Raw genomic sequence first — 19,996 nt, 5'->3', positions numbered from 1 at the left:
GGGCGGGCGGCACGCTCTGGCACACTGCTCGGGTGTTCGTGTCTCTCGCCGGTGCCGCCCAGCAGTCGACGGGATTCTCCGTCGGCGCCCTCATCACTCTGCTCGTCGTGGCCGCCGTCGTCTACCCGTTGCAGAAGCGGTTGCGCGAGAGGCTGTCCCGCGAGCGGCGCGCCCGCTACCTCGAGGAGGACCGCCTGGCGGCCGAGCGGCGCGACCGCGAGAGCGGCGTCGACCCGGACGGCGACGGGCGCGTCTGAGCGCCGGCGGCTGTCGGCTCAGCTCGCCTGGTGCAGCTGGCGGGCCGCTTCGGCGATGGATCCCGACAGCGACGGGTAGACCGTGATGGTGCTCGCCACCTGGTCGACGCTGAGGCGGTGCTGCACCGCGAGCGCCACCGGGTAGATCAGCTCGGAGGCGCCGGGGGCGACGACGACGCCGCCGAGCACCGTGCCGAAACCCTTGCGGCAGAACAGCTTCACGAAACCGTGGGTGATCCCCATCATCTTCGCGCGCGGGTTGCGCGACAGCGGCAGCATGACCGACTCGATCTCCGGCGAGTCGTCGGCGGCCGCCTGCCCGACGCCCACGGTCGCGATCTCCGGCTCGGTGAAGATGTTGGCCGCCACCCCGGTGACGTTGAGCGGCGCGACGGCGTCGCCGAGGGCGTGCCACATGGCGATGCGGCCCTGCATGGCGGCGACGGAGGCGAGCGGCAGCACGCCGGTGCAGTCACCCGCGGCGTAGATGCCGGGCACGCTCGTGCGCGAGACGCGGTCGACGGTGATGTGCCCCGACGGGGCGAGCTCGACCCCGGCCTCCTCGAGGCCGAGGTCACGGGTCTGCGGCACCGAGCCGACGGCGAGCAGCGCGTGGCTGCCCTCGACGGTGCGTCCGTCGACGAGGGTGACGACGACGCCGTCCGCCGTCCGCTCGACCCCTGCGGCCCGCGAGCGGCCGAGCACCTCCATGCCCTGGGTGCGGAAGACGTCCTCGATGACGGTGGCGGCATCGGCATCCTCACCGGGGAGCACGCGCTCGCGCGAGCTGACGAGGACGACCTCGGACCCGAGGCCGAGGAACGCCTGTGCGAGCTCGGCGCCGGTGACGCCGGAGCCGATGACGACCATGCGCTCGGGCAGCTCGGTGAGGTCGTAGATCTGCTGCCACGTGAGGATGCGCTCGCCGTCGGGCCGGGCGGTGTCGAGCACGCGGGGCGTCGCGCCGGTCGCGATGAGCACGACGTCGGCGCGCAGCGACTCGACCCCGTCGGCCGTGCGGGCCTCGACGAGCTCGCGCGAGCGCACCGTCGCGGTGCCGTGCACGAAGCGGACGCCCGCCTTCTCGAGGCCGGCGCGGATGTCGTCGCTCTGCGCGGTGGCGAGCGCGAGGATGCGGCCGTTGACGGTGGCGGCGCTGGCGACGGCGTCGGACACGACGTCGCCCTCGCGGTCCTGCAGACGCACGCCCAGACGCTCGGCGACGTCGAGGTTCGACATGAACCCGGCGGTGGCGACGAGGGCCTTGCTCGGCACGCAGTCGGTGAGCACCGCGGCCCCGCCGAGGCCGTCGCGCTCGACGACGGTGACGGTCGCCCCGAGCTGGGTGGCGACGAGCGCCGCCTCGTACCCGGCCGGCCCGCCGCCGACGATGACGACGGCCGTCTCACGCGTGATCACCCCCTCATCCAACCACCCGCCGCCCACGGCCCCGTCCCGGCAGCCCCTCGTGCGTCCGCCCCCAGTCGATAGAGTCCGCCACGTGACTACCGCTGCCCCCGACCTCGGCGACCCCACCACCGACCCGTTCGAGGTCGCCTCCCTCGCGGCCTCCGTCATCGCCGAGCGCACCGGGGCCGAACGCCACGACGTCGCCCTCGTCCTCGGCTCCGGCTGGGGCCAGACCGCCGACCTCGTCGGCGAGACGCTGGCGACCGTCGAGAACGACGACGTGCCGGGCTTCCACCGCGCCGCCGTAGCCGGCCACTCCGGCAGCATGCGCTCGGTCGCGGTCGGCGACACCGGCCGCCGCGCCCTCGTCTTCGGCACCCGCACCCACTTCTACGAGGGCCGCGGGGTGCGCGCCGTCGTGCACGCCGTGCGCACCGCCAAGGCGGCCGGATGCCGGTCGGTGGTCCTCACGAACGGGTGTGGCGGTCTCAACCCCGACTGGTCGCCCGGGACCCCGGTCCTCATCCGCGACCACATCAACCTCACCGCCCACTCCCCCGTCGAGGGCGCGAACTTCGTCGACCTCACCGACCTCTACACACCGCGGCTGCGCGAGATCGCCCGCGAGGTCGACCCCGGCCTCGACGAGGGCGTCTACGTCCAGTTCCGCGGGCCGCACTACGAGACCCCGGCCGAGGTGCGCATGGCCAAGGTCCTCGGCGGCGACCTCGTCGGCATGTCGACGAGCCTCGAGGCCATCGCCGCCCGCCAGGTCGGCCTCGACGTCCTCGGCATCTCGCTCGTGACGAACCTCGCCGCCGGCATCTCGCCGGTCCCCCTCAGCCACGAGGAGGTGCTCGAGGCCGGCCGGGCCGCGGCCGAGCGCTGCGGCTGGCTCCTCTCCGAGGTCGTGCGGAGGATCGCGTGAACGAGCCGATGACCGCGACCTCCCGGCCGACCACCGACGTGCCCGACGCCCTGCTCGACGCCGTCCGCGCCTGGCGCGACGACGACCCCGACCCGACGACCCGCGCCGAGCTCGACGACCTGCTCACCCGGGCCGCCGGCGACGGTGAGGAGGCGTCCGCAGCCCGGACCGGGCTGGCCGACCGCTTCTCGGGCCTGCTCGAGTTCGGCACCGCCGGCCTGCGCGGGGCCATCGGTGCCGGCCCCAACCGGATGAACCGCAGCGTCGTCGTGCGCGCCGCCGCCGGACTCACCGCGTGGCTGCAGGACGAGGGCGGCGCCGGCCCGGCCCCCGTCGTCGTCATCGGCTACGACGCCCGCTACAACTCCGACGTCTTCGCCCGCGACACCGCGGCCGTCGTCGTCGCGGCCGGCGGCCGGGCCCTGCTGCTCCCCCAGCCGCTGCCGACGCCCGTGCTCGCCTTCGCCGTGCGCCACGTCGGCGCCGACGCCGGCGTCATGGTCACCGCGAGCCACAACCCGCCGCAGGACAACGGCTACAAGGTCTACCTCGGCGACGGCAGCCAGATCGTGCCGCCCGTCGACGCCGGCATCGCCGCCCGCATCGCCGCCGTGCAGCGGGTCGCCGACGTCCCTCGCGCCGCCGAGGGCTGGGAGACCTTCGGCGAGGTGCTGCAGCAGGAGTACCTCGACGCCGTCGTCGGCGTCGTGGAGCCCGGCGGCCCGCGCGGGCTGTCGATCGTGCACACGAGCCTGCACGGCGTCGGTCACGCCACCGTGAGCGAGGCCTTCGTCCGGGCCGGCTTCGAGGCCCCCGTCGTCGTCGACGCCCAGGCCGTGCCCGACCCCGACTTCCCGACCGTCGCCTTCCCCAACCCGGAGGAGGCCGGCGCCATCGACCTCGCGCTCGCGCTCGCGCGCGAGGTCGGGGCCGACCTCGTCATCGCCAACGACCCCGACGCCGACCGGTGCGCCGCCGCGGTCGACGACCCCGCCGCCGGGGGGTGGCGCATGCTGCGCGGCGACGAGGTCGGCGTCCTCCTCGGGGCCCACGTCGCCGCCCGCCTGCGCCGCGACGACGCCATCGCCGACGCCGTCTTCGCCTGCTCGATCGTCAGCTCACGCCAGCTGTCCGCGCTCGCCGCGGCGAGCGGCATCCGGCACGAGGAGACCCTCACGGGCTTCAAGTGGATCGCGCGCGTGCCCGGCCTCACCTACGGCTACGAGGAGGCCCTCGGCTACTGCGTCGCCCCGGCGACGGTGCGCGACAAGGACGGCGTCAGCGCGGCCCTCATGCTCGCCGAGCTGGCCGCGCAGCAGAAGGCGCAGGGGCGCACCCTGCTCGACCTGCTCGACGACCTCGCCACCGAGCTCGGCGTGCACGCCACCGACTCCTTCTCGGTGCGCGTCGCCGACCTCGCGCAGACCGACGCGCTCATGACCCGGCTGCGCGAGGCCCGCCCCACCGAGATCGCGGGCGTGGCCGTCGACCACGTCGACGACCTCGCGCGCGGCGACGGCGGGCTCCCCCCCACCGAGGGCCTGCGCCTGCTGCTCGTCGACGGCTCGCGCGCCATCGTGCGCCCGAGCGGCACCGAGCCCAAGGTCAAGGTGTACCTCGAGGTCGTCGAGCCGGTCGAGGATGCCGGGTCGCTCGGCGTCGCTCGAGCCCGCGCCACCGACCGCCTCGCGGCGCTGCGCATCGAGCTCGAACGGCTGACCGCGCTCGACTGACGCCTCGGCCGGCCGTCCCGCTCAGACGACGAGGGCGACGACGAGGAACGCGACGGCGGCCGCGAGCACCCCGACCGCGACCGGGTCCCAGCTCTGCTCGGCGATGCGCGCGGTGCGCCCGTCCTTGCGGCGACGGTCGGCCGCCATGCGCGCCTCGACCTCGGCGGCCACGGTCTGCGCCTCCACCTTGCGCCGCGGTGACGCCGCGCCGGCGGCCTGACCGGCCGGTGTGCCGCCCCTGACCCGGTTGGTGCCCATGAGCAGCAGGTCGCGCCCGTACTTGGGCCGCTTGGGGTCGGCCGGGACGCCCCACGCCGTGAAGCGCCTCCCGTCGGCGACAAGCTCCAGGGCCCACTTCGAGCGCACCTCGGTGATGACCGGCCAGGTCAGCTCGACCGTGCGCAGCGGGTTGACGAGGGTGATGCCCTCCCGCCCCAGCCGGGCGCAGGGCCGCACGACGAAGAGCCACACGAGCACGAGGGCGAGCACGACCGACGCGATGAGCACGAGGTTGGCGCCCGGGCGGCGCACCGCCGGCACGAGCAGCAGCAGCGACGCGACGACACAGACGACCCCGACGACGGTCGCCGAGCCGGGCCGCAGGGCCTTGCCGTCCACGCTGAGGCGGTCACCGGCATCCGGGCTGCTCGTCGTCCCCACCGCTTGCCTCCGCCGTGCTCTGCTCCGTCGCGCGCACCCGACCGCGCGCGCTGTCCGGTCTCGACTGTCTCACGGCCCGCGCGTCCTCACGGGCACGGACCCGGCGCCCGTCGGCGCTCGCTCCTCTCGCGCCTCTCTCGGCGGCGGAGGCGCGGACGGCAGGGCGGGCGCGGGGGCGCGGCTAGACTCCCGGGGTGACTATGAGCCCCGCCCGGACCAGCACGGACCCCCAGCCCGGCACCGGCCGTGACGCCGGCCACGGCGGCGACGCCGTCACCGTCGCGCGTGAGGTGCTCGGGGTCTCGCGGCTCACCAACCGCGCGCTGACGGGCTGGCTGCACGCGCTGCCAGGGGTCGACCAGGTCGGCAACGAGGCTCGCGCCGCCGCCCTCGGCACCCGGTCGGTCAAGACGACCTCGAAGGCGTGGGCGATCGACACCGCCATCGGCATGATCGACCTGACGACCCTCGAGGGCTCCGACACCCCCGGCAAGGTGCGCTCGCTCTGCGCCAAGGCCCTCGTGCCCGACCCCACCGACCCGAGCACGCCCCGCCCGGCCGCCGTCTGCGTCTACGGCGACATGGTCGCGACCGCGCGCGAGGCCCTGGGCGACACCGGCCTGCACGTGGCCGCCGTGGCCACCGCCTTCCCCTCCGGCCGGGCGAGCCTGGCCGTCAAGCTCGCCGACACGCAGGACGCCGTGCGCGCCGGCGCCGACGAGATCGACATGGTCATCGACCGCGGCGCCTTCCTCGCCGGCGACTACCTCACCGTGTTCGACCAGATCGTCGAGGTGAAGCGCGCCTGCGGTGACGCCCACCTCAAGGTCATCATGGAGACCGGTGAGCTGGCCACCTACGACAACGTGCGCCGCGCCTCCTACCTGTCGATGCTCGCCGGTGGCGACTTCATCAAGACCTCGACGGGCAAGGTCTCCCCCGCGGCGACGCTGCCCGTCACCCTCGTCATGCTCGAGGCGGTCCGCGACTGGCGCGACCTCACGGGGCGCCAGGTCGGCGTCAAGCCCGCCGGCGGCATCCGGACGACGAAGGATGCCGTCAAGTACCTCGTCATGGTCAGCGAGGTCGCGGGTGACGACTGGCTCAGCCCCGACTGGTTCCGCTTCGGCGCCTCGGGCCTGCTCAACGACCTGCTGCTGCAGCGCCAGAAGCTCGCGAGCGGTGCCTACTCGGGTGCCGACTACGTGACCCTCGACTGACCGACCTCCCGCCCACCCGCCGCTCACCCGCCGCTCACCCGCCGCCACCGAGGATCCCCGAGGACCGCGCCCATGCCCCGCTTCGAGTACGCCCCCGCCCCCGAGTCACGCTCGGTCGTCACCATCGAGCCGAGCTACGGCCTCTACGTCGACGGGGAGTTCACCCGGCCGCGGTCGCTCTTCGACACGGTCAACCCGGCCGACGAGAGCGTGCTCGCACAGGTGAGCCAGGCAGGCCCGAAGGACGTCGACCGTGCCGTCGCCGCGGCCCGCCGGGCGTTCGAGGGGCCGTGGGGTCGGCTCAGCGGGGCCGAGCGCGGCAAGTACCTCTTCCGCATCGCCCGCATCCTGCAGGAGCGGGCCCGCGAGTTCGCGGTGCTCGAGACACTCGACAACGGCAAGCCGATCAAGGAGACGCGCGACGTCGACGTCCCGATCGCGGCGGCGCACTTCTTCTACCACGCCGGCTGGGCCGACAAGCTGGAGTACGCCTCGCTCGGTGAGCCCGGCGCCGGACCGGTGCGGCCACACGGTGTCGTGGCCCAGGTCATCCCGTGGAACTTCCCGCTGCTCATGCTGGCCTGGAAGGTCGCCCCCGCTCTCGCGACCGGCAACACCGTCGTGCTCAAGCCGGCCGAGACGACGCCGCTCAGCGCGCTGCTCTTCGCGCAGGTGTGCGAGCAGGCCGAGCTGCCGGCGGGTGTCGTCAACATCCTCACCGGTGACGGCCGCGTCGGCCAGGCCCTCGTCGAGCACCCCGACGTCGACAAGATCGCCTTCACCGGCTCGACCGAGGTCGGGCGCTCGATCGCGCGGTCGGTCGCCGGGAGCCGCAAGAAGGCGACCCTCGAGCTGGGCGGCAAGGCCGCCAACATCGTCTTCGACGACGCCCCGGTCGACCAGGCGGTCGAGGGCATCGTCAGCGGCATCTTCTTCAACCAGGGCCAGGTCTGCTGCGCCGGGTCGCGCCTGCTCGTGCAGGAGAACGTCCACGACGAGGTCGTCGCGCGCCTCAAGCGCCGGCTCGGGACGCTGCGGGTGGGTGACCCGATGGACAAGAACACCGACCTCGGCGCCATCAACAGCAAGGCGCAGCTCGAGCGCATCACCGGCCTCGTCGAGGCGGGTGTCGCGGAGGGCGCCGAGCGCTGGAGCCCCGAGTGCACGCTGCCCGGCAAGGGCTACTGGTTCCCCCCGACGGTGCTCACCGGCGTCGCGCAGACGCACCGCGTCGCGACCGAGGAGATCTTCGGGCCGGTGCTGTCGGTGCTGACCTTCCGCACCCCGGCCGAGGCGGTCGCCAAGGCCAACAACACGGCCTACGGGCTCTCCGCCGGCGTCTGGACCGAGAAGGGCTCGCGCATCCTCTGGATGGCCGACCGCCTGCGGGCCGGGGTCGTCTGGGCCAACACCTTCAACCGCTTCGACCCGACCTCGCCGTTCGGCGGCTACAAGGAGTCGGGCTACGGGCGCGAGGGCGGCCGGCACGGCCTCGAGGCGTACGTCACCACCGCAGCGGCGCCCACCGGCGCCCTCTCCACGACGGGAGCCACCCGATGACCGACGCGACGACGGGCCGGCGGCGCACCGGCGGCCGCACGACCACGGCCACCGCCGACGCCACTGCCAGCACCGCGGCATCCGACACCACGTCGACCGACGTCACGGGCGTCACCGACGTCACGCCGACGGATGCGGGTGCGCCGGGGGGCGCGGACGCCACCGCGGGCGGGCGCCTCGCCGTGCGCAAGACCTACAAGCTCTACGTCGGGGGCGCGTTCCCGCGCAGCGAGTCGGGGCGGGTCTACGAGGTGCGCTCCGCCTCCGGGGAGTTCCTCGCCAACGCCGCGCAGGGCTCGCGCAAGGACGTCCGGGATGCCGTCGTCGCCGCCCGCGCGGCCGTCGCCGGCTGGTCGGGTGCCACCGCCTACAACCGCGGCCAGGTGCTCTACCGCGTGGCCGAGGTGCTCGAGGGCCGCCGGGCCCAGTTCGTCGACGAGGTCGCCGCGGCCGAGGGCGTGGGCCGTGACGAGGCGGGCCGGCTCGTCGACGCCTCCGTCGACCGGGTCGTCTGGTACGCCGGCTGGACCGACAAGGTGGCCCAGGTGCTCGGCACCCTCAACCCCGTCGCCGGACCCTTCTTCAACGTGTCCGCCCCCGAGCCCACCGGTGTCGTCGGCGTCCTCGCACCCCAGCGCTCGTCGCTGCTCGGCCTCGTGTCGGTGCTCGCGCCGGTCGTCGCGACGGGCAACACGGCCGTCGTCGTGGCTTCCGCGTCGCGGCCGCTGCCGGCGGTGACGCTGGCCGAGGTCCTGGCGACCTCGGACGTCCCCGGGGGCGTCGTCAACCTCGTCACCGCCCACACGGCCGAGGTGGCGGGCTGGCTCGCCGCGCACCGCGACGTCAACGCGATCGACCTCGCCGGCGCCGCCGGTGCGGAGGGGGTCGTGTGGGGCGACCTCGAGGCGGCCGCGGCCGACAACCTCAAGCGGGTGCTCCGGCCGGCGCTCGACGGCGACGAGGCGGTCGAGCCCGACTGGGCGCTCGAGCCGGGGCTGGGGCGGCTGCGCGCCTTCCTCGAGACCAAGACGGTGTGGCACCCGAAGGGCATCTGAGCCGGTGCCCCGCCCCGACCACCCCACCCCCTCCGCCGGCACGTCCGGCCCGTCCGGCACGGCCCGCGTCATCCTGCTGACGGGGCCGAGCGGGGCCGGCAAGAGCCGGCTGGCCGCGAGGCTGTCGTCCCGTCACGGGTGGCCCGTCGTACGGCTCGACGACTTCTACCGCGAGCACGACGACCCGCGGCTGCCCCGCTCGCCCCTCGGCATCCCCGACTGGGACCACGCCGACTCGTGGGACGAGCCGGCCGCGGTGGAGGCCCTGCGTGACCTCGTCCTGCACGGCCGCGCGCGGGTACCCGTCTACGACATCTCGACCTCGTCGGTCACGGGTCACCACGAGGTGGTGGCCGGCCCGGACGCGCTCGTGCTCGCCGAGGGCCTCTTCGCGGGGCGACTCGTCGAGCCGTTGCAGCGGGCCGGGCTGCTCGCCGACGCCTTGTGCGTGCGGCAGAACCGTCACGTCACCGCGCTGCGTCGCTTCGCCCGGGACCTCGCCGAGCGACGCAAGCCGCCGCACATCCTCGTCCGACGCGGCCTGCGCCTGCTGCGCGACGAGCCGGGGGTTGTCGCGGCCGCCACGGCGCAAGGGGCCCGCGCGATCACCCCGCGCGAGGCGGAGCGCGAGCTCGCGCCCCTCAGCGCCCGCTGATCCCGCTGACCCCGTCGCCGAAGGCGGTGTAGCCGGGCTTGATGACGTCCTCGATGAGGGCGAGGCGCTCGTCGAAGGGGATGAAGGCCGACTTCATCGCGTTGACCGCGACCCAGCGGAGGTTCTCGAGGGTCCACCCGGCTTCCTCGACGAGCAGCGACGCCTCGCGCGACGCGGTGGTGCCGCTCATGAGGCGGTTGTCGGTGTTGAGGGTCACCCGGAACCGGAGGCGCGCGAGCAGGGTGATCGGGTGCAGCGCGATGGAGAGCGCGGCCGACGTCTGCAGGTTGCTGCTCGGGCACATCTCCAGGGGGATGCGCATGTCACGGACGTAGGCGGCCAACCGGCCGAGGCCGACCCGGTCGAGGTCGAGCTCGGTCAGGGCCTGCGGGTCGTCGCGGTGCTTCTCGAGCCACGTCGGGAACGGCTCCCCGTCGACCGTCACGTCGTCGACGATGCGCACGCCGTGACCGAGACGGTCGGCGCCGCACCACTGGATGGCCTCCCAGATCGACGGCAGGCCGAAGGCCTCACCCGCGTGGATGGTGAAGTGCGCGTTCTCCCGGCGGAGGTACTCAAAGGCGTCGAGGTGACGGGTGGGCGGGTACCCGGCCTCGGCGCCGGCGATGTCGAACCCGCCGACGCCCTCGTCGCGGTAGCGCACGGCGAGCTCGGCGATCTCCGTCGACTTGGCGGCGTGGCGCATGGCGGTGAGCAGGGCGGTGAGCCGGATAGGCCGACCGGCCGCGGCGGCCTTGGCCTCACCGTCGCGGAACCCGGCGTTGACGGTCTCGACGACCTCCTCGAGAGCGAGTCCGCCGGTGAGGTGCTGTTCCGGGGCGTAGCGGCTCTCGGCGTAGACGACGCCGTCGGCCGCAAGGTCCTGGGCACACTCGCTCGCGACCCGGAACAGCCCGTCCCGAGTCTGCATGACCGCGATGGTGTGGTCGAACGTCTCGAGGTAGCGCGGCAGCGAACCGGAGTCGGCGCTGTCACGGAACCATGCCGCCAGGGCGTCGGTCCCCTCAGCCGGCAGCTGGTGGCCGATGGAGTGGGCGAGCTCGGCCACGGTGGAGGCCCGCAGACCGCCGTCGAGATGGTCGTGCAGCAGTGCCTTGGGGGCGGCGTGCACCTGCTCGAGGCTGGGGCGGCTCACGCGTCGTCCTCCCGGCCGACGGTCTCCGGGCTGAAGGCGGGAAGGCAGACGGCGACGTACTCGGCGCCCTCGGGGCCGCACGAGTAGCGGATGCGCTCCCCGGCCCGGGTGACGACGCTCTGGCCGGCGCTGACGTGCAGCGCTCCCCCGTCGTGGTCGACGACGACCTCGCCGGCGATGACGAGCGTGATCTCGTCGAACTGCGGCGTCTGGAACGGTTCGGACCAGCCGGCCGGTGCCACCATGCGGGCCACCGAGACGGCCGCGCCCAAGGGGTCGTCGGCGAGGTTGACGCGGCCGACGTGTTCGTCGATGACCTTGCCGCCGGGGACGGGGATGCGGGTGGGTGAGGCGATGAGCTCTGGCACGTCGCCACTGTAGTGCGACGGGGGGTGACGCCTCTGCTCCTCTGTCGAGCGCGTGCCGCAGAGCTCTGTCGAAGAACCAGTCTCCCGGCTTCTGAGAATACGTCTGAGAAAGGGGTCCGGACATGCAAGAACGCCGCACCCTCGAAAGGGTGCGGCGTTCTCGTGAATGGTTGTCCGGCTGCGTCCTACTCTCCCACACCGTCACCAGTGCAGTACCATCGGCGCTGAAGGGCTTAGCTTCCGGGTTCGGAATGGAGCCGGGCGTTTCCCCTTCGCTATGGCAGCCGTAACTCTATGGAGATGTCCACCCACCAGATTCGGCCGCGTGTCGTGGGCCGTGGTGGTGGGGGTGTTTCTCAGTTCTTGGGTCCCCTGGACCGGTACGTGTGGGGGCTGTGGCTGTAGCCAACCCACACCCGGTCAAGGGTTGTTGTGTTGTCAGTTCGCCGTTTGTGTATCGGGAACTGCACAGTGGACGCGGAGCATCTTCGTGGTTATCAAGTTATCGGCTTATTAGTACCGGTCAGCTCCACACATTGCTGTGCTTCCACATCCGGCCTATCAACCCAGTCGTCTAGCTGGGAGCCTCTCACCCTCGCGGGTCTGGAAACCTCATCTTGAAACGTGCTTCCCGCTTAGATGCTTTCAGCGGTTATCACTTCCGAACGTAGCTAATCAGCGGTGCCCTTGGCAGAACAACTGACACACCAGAGGTTCGTCCATCCCGGTCCTCTCGTACTAGGGACAGCCTTTCTCAAGTTTCCTACGCGCACAGCGGATAGGGACCGAACTGTCTCACGACGTTCTAAACCCAGCTCGCGTACCGCTTTAATGGGCGAACAGCCCAACCCTTGGGACCTACTCCAGCCCCAGGATGCGACGAGCCGACATCGAGGTGCCAAACCATGCCGTCGATATGGACTCTTGGGCAAGATCAGCCTGTTATCCCCGGGGTACCTTTTATCCGTTGAGCGACGGCGCTTCCACAAGCCACCGCCGGATCACTAGTCCCGACTTTCGTCCCTGCTCGACATGTCTGTCTCACAGTCAAGCTCCCTTGTGCACTTACACTCAAAACCTGATTACCAACCAGGCTGAGGGAACCTTTGGGCGCCTCCGTTACCTTTTAGGAGGCAACCGCCCCAGTTAAACTACCCACCAGGCACTGTCCCTGATCCGGATCACGGACCGAGGTTAGATATCCAGAACGACCAGAGTGGTATTTCAACGTTGACTCCACCAGCACTGACGTGCCAGCTTCACAGTCTCCCACCTATCCTACACAAGCCGTACCGAACACCAATACCAAGCTGTAGTAAAGGTCCCGGGGTCTTTCCGTCCTGCTGCGCGTAACGAGCATCTTTACTCGTAGTGCAATTTCGCCGAGTTCGTGGTTGAGACAGTGGAGAAGTCGTTACGCCATTCGTGCAGGTCGGAACTTACCCGACAAGGAATTTCGCTACCTTAGGATGGTTATAGTTACCACCGCCGTTTACTGGCGCTTAAGTTCTCAGCTTCGCACTTGCGTGCTAACCGGTCCCCTTAACGTTCCAGCACCGGGCAGGCGTCAGTCCGTATACATCGTCTTGCGACTTCGCACGGACCTGTGTTTTTAGTAAACAGTCGCTTCTCCCTGGTCTCTGCGGCCGATCACGCTCAGCCAGCTAGTGGCGTCACGATCAGGGCCCCCCTTCTCCCGAAGTTACGGGGGTATTTTGCCGAATTCCTTAACCACGATTCACTCGATCGCCTTGGTATTCTCTACCTAACCACCTGAGTCGGTTTGGGGTACGGGCGGCTCGAACCTCGCTAGAAGTTTTTCTCGGCAGCATAGGATCACCCTCTTCCCGCATTCGCGGTCACTATCAGGTCTCAGGCTGTGTGCGGTCCGGATTTGCCTGGACCGCGCCCTACACCCTTGGACGTGGACAACCATCGCCACGCGGAGGCTACCTTCCTGCGTCACTCCATCGCTTGACTACTACCAGTTCGGGTCATGCGCTCCACACACCGGTGGGACCGAAGTCCCGGTGGCGTGCTTCAGGCACTTAGCATCACAAGGTTCATCATGGGCGGTCCTTCGCCGGTTCCGGAATATCAACCGGATGTCCATCGACTACGCCTGTCGGCCTCGCCTTAGGTCCCGACTTACCCAGGGCAGATTAGCTTGACCCTGGAACCCTTGGTTATTCGGCGGACGGGTTTCTCGCCCGTCATTCGCTACTCATGCCTGCATTCTCACTCGTGTCGCCTCCACGGCTGGATCACTCCGCCGCTTCCCTGGCGACACGACGCTCCCCTACCCATCAACACGCCTGGACACCGAACCCGCAGGTGTCGGTGCCGAGCAATATGTCAATGCCACAGCTTCGGTGGTGTGCTTGAGCCCCGCTACATTGTCGGCGCGGAATCACTTGACCAGTGAGCTATTACGCACTCTTTGAAGGGTGGCTGCTTCTAAGCCAACCTCCTGGTTGTCACAGCAACTCCACATCCTTTCCCACTTAGCACACGCTTAGGGACCTTAGCTGGTGATCTGGGCTGTTTCCCTCTCGACTACGGAGCTTATCCCCCGCAGTCTCACTGCCACGCTTAAACTTACCGGCATTCGGAGTTTGGCTAACGTCAGTAACCTGGTGAGGCCCATCAGCTATCCAGTAGCTCTACCTCCGGCAAGAAACACGTGACGCTGCACCTAAATGCATTTCGGGGAGAACCAGCTATCACGGAGTTTGATTGGCCTTTCACCCCTACCCACAGCTCATCCCCTCAGTTTTCAACCTAAGTGGGTTCGGTCCTCCACGCAGTCTTACCTGCGCTTCAACCTGGCCATGGGTAGATCACTCCGCTTCGGGTCTAGACCCAGCGACTATATCGCCCTATTCGGACTCGCTTTCGCTACGGCTTCCCCACACGGGTTAACCTCGCCACTGAGCACTAACTCGCAGGCTCATTCTTCAAAAGGCACGCCGTCACCCCACACACCCAATGGTGGGAGGCTCCGACGGATTGTAGGCACACGGTTTCAGGATCTATTTCACTCCCCTCCCGGGGTACTTTTCACCTTTCCCTCACGGTACTTGTCCGCTATCGGTCACCAGGGAATATTTAGGCTTAGCAGGTGGTCCTGCCAGATTCACACGGGATTTCTCGGGCCCCGTGCTACTTGGGATCCCCATCTGGAGTCCACACCATTTCGTCTACGGGGGTCGCACCCTCTGTGCCGAGCCATTCAAGACTCTTCGACTATGACGCAGATTTCTTACTCCATGCCGGCATGTCAGCACCGACTGATAGGTCCCACGACCCCGGACATGCAACGCCTGACAGCTATCACACACGCCCGGTTTAGCCTCATCCGCTTTCGCTCGCCACTACTCACGGAATCACTGTTGTTTTCTCTTCCTGTGGGTACTGAGATGTTTCACTTCCCCACGTTCCCTCCACACACCCTATATATTCAGGTGCGGGTGACTGGACTTGCCTCCAGCCGGGTTTCCCCATTCGGAAATCCTCGGATCACAGTCTGGTTATCGACTACCCGAGGCTTATCGCAGATTCCTACGTCCTTCTTCGGTTCCTGGTGCCAAGGCATCCACCGTGTGCCCTTAAAAACTTGAGCCACAAAGATGCTCGCGTCCACTGTGAAGTTCTCAAAACACAACCGGCACCCCACCACCCGAACACGTCCATACGAACGCGCCGGCACGTGAAGCCCGAACCAACCAGAGTCACCGACACCCACCACGACCCCCCCGGCAACCACACGAACCAGACCACAAGGCCTGACCCGCACAGCTACCAGAAACATCCCTGGCAGGGCCCGATTCCTCAGGACCCAACAACGTGTCACGACACCCCCCGGGATTCCCCACCGGCCGCGTTCCCCAACCCCACCCCACCGACCACGCCGAAGCGAGGACACGAGGAGGAGGTTCGTACTGACGACCAGGCACGAGACCCAGACGATGCCCATCATTGATGTTCCACCCATGAGCACCTGCCGTCCCACACTCGGGGACAGACCAGGCTCACCAGCAACAGCTGGCAGCTCCTTAGAAAGGAGGTGATCCAGCCGCACCTTCCGGTACGGCTACCTTGTTACGACTTAGTCCCAATCGCCAGTCCCACCTTCGACGGCTCCCCCTGCACAAGGCAGTTGGGCCACCGGCTTCGGGTGTTACCGACTTTCGTGACTTGACGGGCGGTGTGTACAAGGCCCGGGAACGTATTCACCGCAGCGTTGCTGATCTGCGATTACTAGCGACTCCGACTTCATGGGGTCGAGTTGCAGACCCCAATCCGAACTGAGACCGGTTTTTTGGGATTCGCTCCACCTCGCGGTTTCGCAGCCCTTTGTACCGGCCATTGTAGCATGCGTGAAGCCCAAGACATAAGGGGCATGATGATTTGACGTCATCCCCACCTTCCTCCGAGTTGACCCCGGCAGTCTCCCATGAGTCCCCAACCACCGAAGTGTTGCTGGCAACATGGAACGAGGGTTGCGCTCGTTGCGGGACTTAACCCAACATCTCACGACACGAGCTGACGACAACCATGCACCACCTGTACACCAGCCCGAAGGAACACCCATCTCTGGATGCGTCCGGTGTATGTCAAGCCTTGGTAAGGTTCTTCGCGTTGCATCGAATTAATCCGCATGCTCCGCCGCTTGTGCGGGCCCCCGTCAATTCCTTTGAGTTTTAGCCTTGCGGCCGTACTCCCCAGGCGGGGAACTTAATGCGTTAGCTGCGGCACGGATCTCGTGGAATGAGACCCACACCTAGTTCCCAACGTTTACGGCATGGACTACCAGGGTATCTAATCCTGTTCGCTCCCCATGCTTTCGCTTCTCAGTGTCAGTAATGGCCCAGAGACCTGCCTTCGCCATCGGTGTTCCTCCTGATATCTGCGCATTCCACCGCTACACCAGGAATTCCAGTCTCCCCTACCACACTCTAGTCTGCCCGTACCCACTGCAAGTCCGGGGTTGAGCCCCGGATTTTCACAGCAGACGCGACAAACCACCTACAAGCTCTTTACGCCCAATAATTCCGGACAACGCTCGCACCCTACGTATTACCGCGGCTGCTGGCACGTAGTTAGCCGGTGCTTCTTCTGCAGGTACCGTCACTTTCGCTTCTTCCCTGCTGAAAGAGGTTTACAACCCGAAGGCCGTCATCCCTCACGCGGCGTCGCTGCATCAGGCTTTCGCCCATTGTGCAATATTCCCCACTGCTGCCTCCCGTAGGAGTCTGGGCCGTGTCTCAGTCCCAGTGTGGCCGGTCGCCCTCTCAGGCCGGCTACCCGTCGTCGCCTTGGTGAGCCACTACCTCACCAACAAGCTGATAGGCCGCGAGCCCATCCCAGACCGAAAAACTTTCCACACCCAGCACATGCGTGCGAGTGTCATATCCGGTATTAGCTCCGGTTTCCCGAAGTTATCCCAGAGTCTGGGGCAGGTTGCTCACGTGTTACTCACCCGTTCGCCACTGATCCGACCAAGCAAGCTTGATCATCACCGTTCGACTTGCATGTGTTAAGCACGCCGCCAGCGTTCGTCCTGAGCCAGGATCAAACTCTCCGTTGAAAAAACACCCAACAAAGGGCTCAAAACCCAGCTGAAAAACCGAACAACCAGCAAAAAACTGATCATCAGTCAAATCAACTCAAAGAAACATCCCAACCAGAACCCCACACCCACCCACCACAACGGCAGACAGACACGAAGCCCCAGCCAACGGGACAAAAAAATGGCATCAATAATGTGACACGCTGTTGAGTTCTCAAGAATCGGACGCTCACCGTCGAGCGCGTCAGTGACGCGCCGTCCGAGGCAACTATTCAAACTTACGTGCAGATTCTCACCGAGTCAAACTCGCGCCGGCCCCGTTCGGAGCCCCGCTGAGCGACCTGTGAGACCTGCGGGTCCAGGTCTGATCGGCCGGTCACCCGACTGATCGTGCTGGGTGTCTGCCCCGGGACCGGCCTACTTCGCTCGGTGTTCTCACACCGCCGCGGTGGCGTCCGTTCCTCCCTGTCGGGCTGACGAAGAGAACATTAACCCGCTCTCGCCGCAGATGACAAATCCGCGACGCCGCTGAGCCCCGATCGCGCGAATCCCGTTGCCCGGCAACGACTTTGGGCCTGTCCCACTCCGTCCGACCGCCTCTGGCCGGGCTCCCCACCGTCCGGCAGCCGCCCCGTACGGCCGTGCCTGCCGGCGCCCACCTGCGGCCGTCAGACCAGGCGTGCGGCGGCCAGGTTGCGGCGGCCACGCTTGAGCAGCGCCACCCGCCCGTGCAGGAAGTCCTCGGTGCCCAGGACGCGGTCGGGGTCGCTCACCTTGACGTTGTTGACCGACGCCCCGCCCTCGGCGATCGCTCGGCGTGCGGCGTTGCGTGAGTCGACGAGCCCCACCGCGACGAGCGCGTCGACGAGCGACACCCCGACCGAGACCTCCGCGCGAGGCAGCTCCGCCGTCGCATCGTCGAGCACCCCGGCATCGAGGGACGCGAGGTCCCCCTTGCCGAAGAGCGCCTCGGAGGCCGCCTGCACCGCGGCCGTCGCCTCCGCCCCGTGCACCAGGGTCGTCACGTCCGCGGCCAGCACTCGTTGGGCCGTGCGCCGGAAGGGCTCGTCACGCACCTGCGCCTCGAGCGCCTCGATCTCCTCGGACGAGCGGTCGGTGAACACCTTGAGCAGCGTGACCACCGAGGCGTCCTCGACGTTGACCCAGTACTGGAAGAAGGCGTACGGGCTCGTCAGCTCGGCGCCGAGCCAGACGGCGTTCCCCTCCGACTTGCCGAACTTCGTCCCGCTCGCGTCGGTGAGCAGCGGGGTCGTGAAGCAGTGCACGGACGCACCCTCGACGCGGTGCACGAGGTCGACACCCGCCGTGAGGTTCCCCCACTGGTCGGCGCCTCCCGTCTGCAGAATGCAGCCGTGGGCGCGGTACAGCTCGAGGAAGTCGAGGGCCTGGAGGATCTGGTAGCTGAACTCGGTGTACGAGATCCCCTGCTCACTACCGAGCCGGGCGGCCACGGCATCCTTCTTGACCATCTGGTTGACGCGGAAGTGCTTGCCGATGTCGCGCAGGAAGTCGAGCGCGCTGATCGGCGCCGTCCAGTCGAGGTTGTTGACCATCAGGGCCGGGTTGTCGCCGTCGAAGGCGAGGAAGGGCCGCACCTGGTCCTGGATGCGCGCCACCCAGTCGGCGGTCTGCTCCTTGGTCTTGAGCACCCGCTCGGCCGTCGGTCGAGGGTCTCCGATCTGCCCGGTCGAGCCCCCGACGAGGCAGATGACCCGGTGCCCCGCCCGTTGGAAGTGCCGCAGCACGACGAGCTGAACGAGATTGCCGAAGTGCAGCGACGGCGCCGTGGGGTCGAAGCCGCAGTACATCGTGACCGGTCCGTCCGCCAGCGCCTCACGCAGCGCCGCCTCGTCGGTGGACTGGGCCACCAGGCCGCGCCACTGCAGCTCGTCGACGATGTCGGTCACGGGTACCGCTCCTCCCCGACCGTCACCCCCGGCTGGCCGTTCCGGCCGGGCGGGCTCGGGTCGGCTACAGCCTGCCCCATCCCCCTCCCCCGGCTCCAACGGGTTCCAGCGCGCGGCCACCTCGTCGAGGACAGCACCGGATACCGGGTGCCGGCGTCCGCCGTGGACGCGTCGTCAGGCGGGCCCGCGGGGTGTTCGCACGTCACTCGGGCACGCGCGGGCGCGGGCGCGGCGCCGCGGCCCGGTAGGCCGACACGGTGGGGTCACCGTCGAACCAGAACCGCCACGGGTAGGCGTCGCCGTCACCCCCGGGTCCGCGCACGCCCACGCGTGGTCCGGTGGCCACGGACGCCGGCCCCACGGCATCCCCCGTCGTCAGGCGCAACGCCTCGTCGGGGTCCGGCCCACCCCGGTGGCGCGCCGTCACGAGGTCGACGCCGCTGAAGGAGCCGTCGACGCCGAGCGCTCGGGTCAGCCGTCCCGGCCCACGGCACCAGTCGCGCGGCCGGGCGCCACCCCGGCGCGCGGCGACGACATCGTGACCCTCGACGACCTCGCCAGCCCGGAGCAGCACGACGTCGGGCACGCCGACCGGCCCGGTGACGACGCACATCATCCAGTGGTGGCCGTAGGTGAAGTAGACGAACGCGTGCCCCGGTGGGCCGAAGACGGGCGCGTTGTGGGCCGTCGGGCGCGACAGCACCCGCGAGGCGGGGTCCGTCAGGCCCGCGTAGGCCTCGGTCTCCGTGATGCGCACCGTCACGCCCGCCCTGCTGACATGGCAGCCGAGCAGGGAGCGGGCGACGTCGGTCACCGGGCGCAGTAGATCGTCGTGGTCGACGGGGTGCCCCGTCACCGCGTGCCCCGGCGGCGCACGCCCGGCCGGTAGGCGGACACGTTGGGGTCACCGGACACCCAGAACCGCCACGGGAAGAGGTCCCCGTCGCCACCGGGCCCGCTCACCCCGACCCGCGGGCCGGTGGCCACCCGGTCGGGAGCCACCGGGTCGCCCGCGGTGACGGCCAGGTCGATGGGCTCACCCAGGGGCGGCCGGCAGAAGTCGCGGCCGGTGTGCTCGCCGCGCAGGGCGAGGGCCTGCCCGAGCCGTCCGGGACCGCGAGCCCAGTCGACCACGCGCGCGCGGCCGCGCCGCTGCTGCACGAGATCGCCTCCGTCGAGGACCTCCGCCGCCCGCAGCAGCACCGCGGAGGCGCTGCCCTCCTCGCCGACGACCAGGTTGACGCACCAATGGGCGCCGTAGGTGAAGTAGACGTAGGTGAACCCCGGCGGGCCGAACATGGGGCGGGTGCGCGGCGTGGGGCCACGGTAGGCGTGCGACCCGGGGTCGCCCTCGCCGCTGTACGCCTCGACCTCGGTGAGCCGCACCGTGACGCCCCCGAAGGCGAGGTGCCGCCCGAGGAGGTCCGGCGCCACCTCGGTGGCCGGGCGCGCGAAGAAGCCACGCGGCATCCGGTCGGTCGTCACCGGCCCCAC

Annotated in this window: 14 protein-coding genes and 3 rRNA genes; 7 read left to right on the top strand and 10 right to left on the bottom strand. The window is 69.1% G+C overall.

The window, feature by feature from the left end:
- The first annotated feature begins 32 nt into the window (after positions 1-32).
- A complete protein-coding gene (locus tag DFJ68_RS03290) occupies positions 33-257 on the top strand; it encodes a hypothetical protein (RefSeq protein ID WP_121030985.1) in 225 nt (74 codons plus the stop codon).
- An 18-nt stretch (positions 258-275) separates the two neighbouring features.
- Here the strand turns inward: DFJ68_RS03290 and DFJ68_RS03285 are convergent, their stop codons facing one another.
- Entirely contained in the window at positions 276-1,676 is a 1,401-nt protein-coding gene (locus tag DFJ68_RS03285) for an NAD(P)H-quinone dehydrogenase (RefSeq protein WP_121030983.1), read from the bottom strand.
- An 82-nt stretch (positions 1,677-1,758) separates the two neighbouring features.
- Here DFJ68_RS03285 and DFJ68_RS03280 point away from each other — a divergent pair, with 82 nt between their 5' ends.
- Together DFJ68_RS03280 and DFJ68_RS03275 are read left to right on the top strand one after the other, a co-directional pair.
- Positions 1,759-2,595, top strand: coding sequence for a purine-nucleoside phosphorylase (locus tag DFJ68_RS03280; RefSeq protein WP_245963433.1), 837 nt, complete (start codon positions 1,759-1,761; stop codon positions 2,593-2,595).
- 8 nt (positions 2,596-2,603) lie between these two features.
- Positions 2,604-4,328, top strand: a complete 1,725-nt coding sequence (locus DFJ68_RS03275; protein WP_121035038.1) for a phospho-sugar mutase — start codon at positions 2,604-2,606, stop codon at positions 4,326-4,328.
- A 21-nt stretch (positions 4,329-4,349) separates the two neighbouring features.
- Here DFJ68_RS03275 and DFJ68_RS03270 read toward each other — a convergent pair whose 3' ends face one another.
- Positions 4,350-4,988 (bottom strand): PH domain-containing protein, encoded by a 639-nt coding sequence (locus tag DFJ68_RS03270; RefSeq protein WP_121030978.1) that lies wholly within the window; start codon positions 4,986-4,988, stop codon positions 4,350-4,352.
- Positions 4,989-5,188: 200 nt separating this feature from the next.
- Between DFJ68_RS03270 and deoC the strand changes: the two genes are divergently transcribed.
- The 4 genes from deoC to DFJ68_RS03250 all read left to right on the top strand — a co-directional run bounded on the left by deoC (position 5,189) and on the right by DFJ68_RS03250 (position 9,478).
- On the top strand, positions 5,189-6,208 hold the full coding sequence (deoC, locus tag DFJ68_RS03265) for a deoxyribose-phosphate aldolase (protein ID WP_121030976.1): 1,020 nt from the start codon (positions 5,189-5,191) through the stop codon (positions 6,206-6,208).
- 72 nt (positions 6,209-6,280) lie between these two features.
- A complete protein-coding gene (locus DFJ68_RS03260; RefSeq protein ID WP_121030974.1) occupies positions 6,281-7,768 on the top strand; it encodes an aldehyde dehydrogenase family protein in 1,488 nt (495 codons plus the stop codon).
- Entirely contained in the window at positions 7,765-8,823 is a 1,059-nt protein-coding gene (locus DFJ68_RS03255; protein WP_121030972.1) for an aldehyde dehydrogenase family protein, read from the top strand. The genes DFJ68_RS03260 and DFJ68_RS03255 overlap by 4 nt, the downstream gene beginning before the upstream one ends.
- Before the next feature lie 4 nt (positions 8,824-8,827).
- Positions 8,828-9,478: a uridine kinase family protein gene (locus DFJ68_RS03250; protein ID WP_245963432.1), complete on the top strand. Its 651-nt coding sequence runs from the start codon at positions 8,828-8,830 to the stop codon at positions 9,476-9,478.
- Here the strand turns inward: DFJ68_RS03250 and DFJ68_RS03245 are convergent.
- The 8 genes from DFJ68_RS03245 to DFJ68_RS03210 all read right to left on the bottom strand — a co-directional run bounded on the left by DFJ68_RS03245 (position 9,465) and on the right by DFJ68_RS03210 (position 19,972).
- Positions 9,465-10,634 carry an adenosine deaminase gene (locus DFJ68_RS03245; protein WP_121030970.1) on the bottom strand — a complete coding sequence of 390 codons (1,170 nt, stop codon included), beginning with the start codon at positions 10,632-10,634 and terminating at the stop codon, positions 9,465-9,467. The genes DFJ68_RS03250 and DFJ68_RS03245 overlap by 14 nt on opposite strands.
- A complete protein-coding gene (locus tag DFJ68_RS03240) occupies positions 10,631-11,002 on the bottom strand; it encodes a cupin domain-containing protein (RefSeq protein WP_121030968.1) in 372 nt (123 codons plus the stop codon). The genes DFJ68_RS03245 and DFJ68_RS03240 overlap by 4 nt, the downstream gene beginning before the upstream one ends.
- Positions 11,003-11,174: 172 nt before the next feature.
- Positions 11,175-11,291, bottom strand: a 5S ribosomal RNA gene (gene rrf, locus DFJ68_RS03235).
- Between the two features lie 204 nt (positions 11,292-11,495).
- Positions 11,496-14,624, bottom strand: a 23S ribosomal RNA gene (locus DFJ68_RS03230).
- Positions 14,625-15,061: 437 nt separating this feature from the next.
- A 16S ribosomal RNA gene (locus DFJ68_RS03225) occupies positions 15,062-16,592 on the bottom strand.
- Together the 16S, 23S and 5S rRNA genes form the textbook arrangement of a ribosomal RNA operon.
- Positions 16,593-17,242: 650 nt before the next feature.
- The gene (gene tyrS, locus DFJ68_RS03220; RefSeq protein WP_121030966.1) at positions 17,243-18,502 is read right to left on the bottom strand and encodes a tyrosine--tRNA ligase; all 1,260 of its coding nucleotides are present in this window, start codon (positions 18,500-18,502) and stop codon (positions 17,243-17,245) included.
- Between the two features lie 202 nt (positions 18,503-18,704).
- Positions 18,705-19,358 (bottom strand): DNA-3-methyladenine glycosylase, encoded by a 654-nt coding sequence (locus tag DFJ68_RS03215; protein WP_121030964.1) that lies wholly within the window; start codon positions 19,356-19,358, stop codon positions 18,705-18,707.
- Complete coding sequence (locus tag DFJ68_RS03210; RefSeq protein ID WP_121035036.1) at positions 19,355-19,972, bottom strand: DNA-3-methyladenine glycosylase; 618 nt, start codon at positions 19,970-19,972, stop codon at positions 19,355-19,357. Before DFJ68_RS03210 ends, DFJ68_RS03215 begins: the two co-directional genes overlap by 4 nt.
- Positions 19,973-19,996 lie beyond the last annotated feature (24 nt).

It is taken from the genome of Terracoccus luteus, from assembly GCF_003635045.1.
In the GTDB taxonomy this organism is placed as follows: Bacteria; Actinomycetota; Actinomycetes; order Actinomycetales; family Dermatophilaceae; genus Terracoccus; species Terracoccus luteus.
This window is presented reverse-complemented; position numbering and strand designations above follow the sequence as displayed.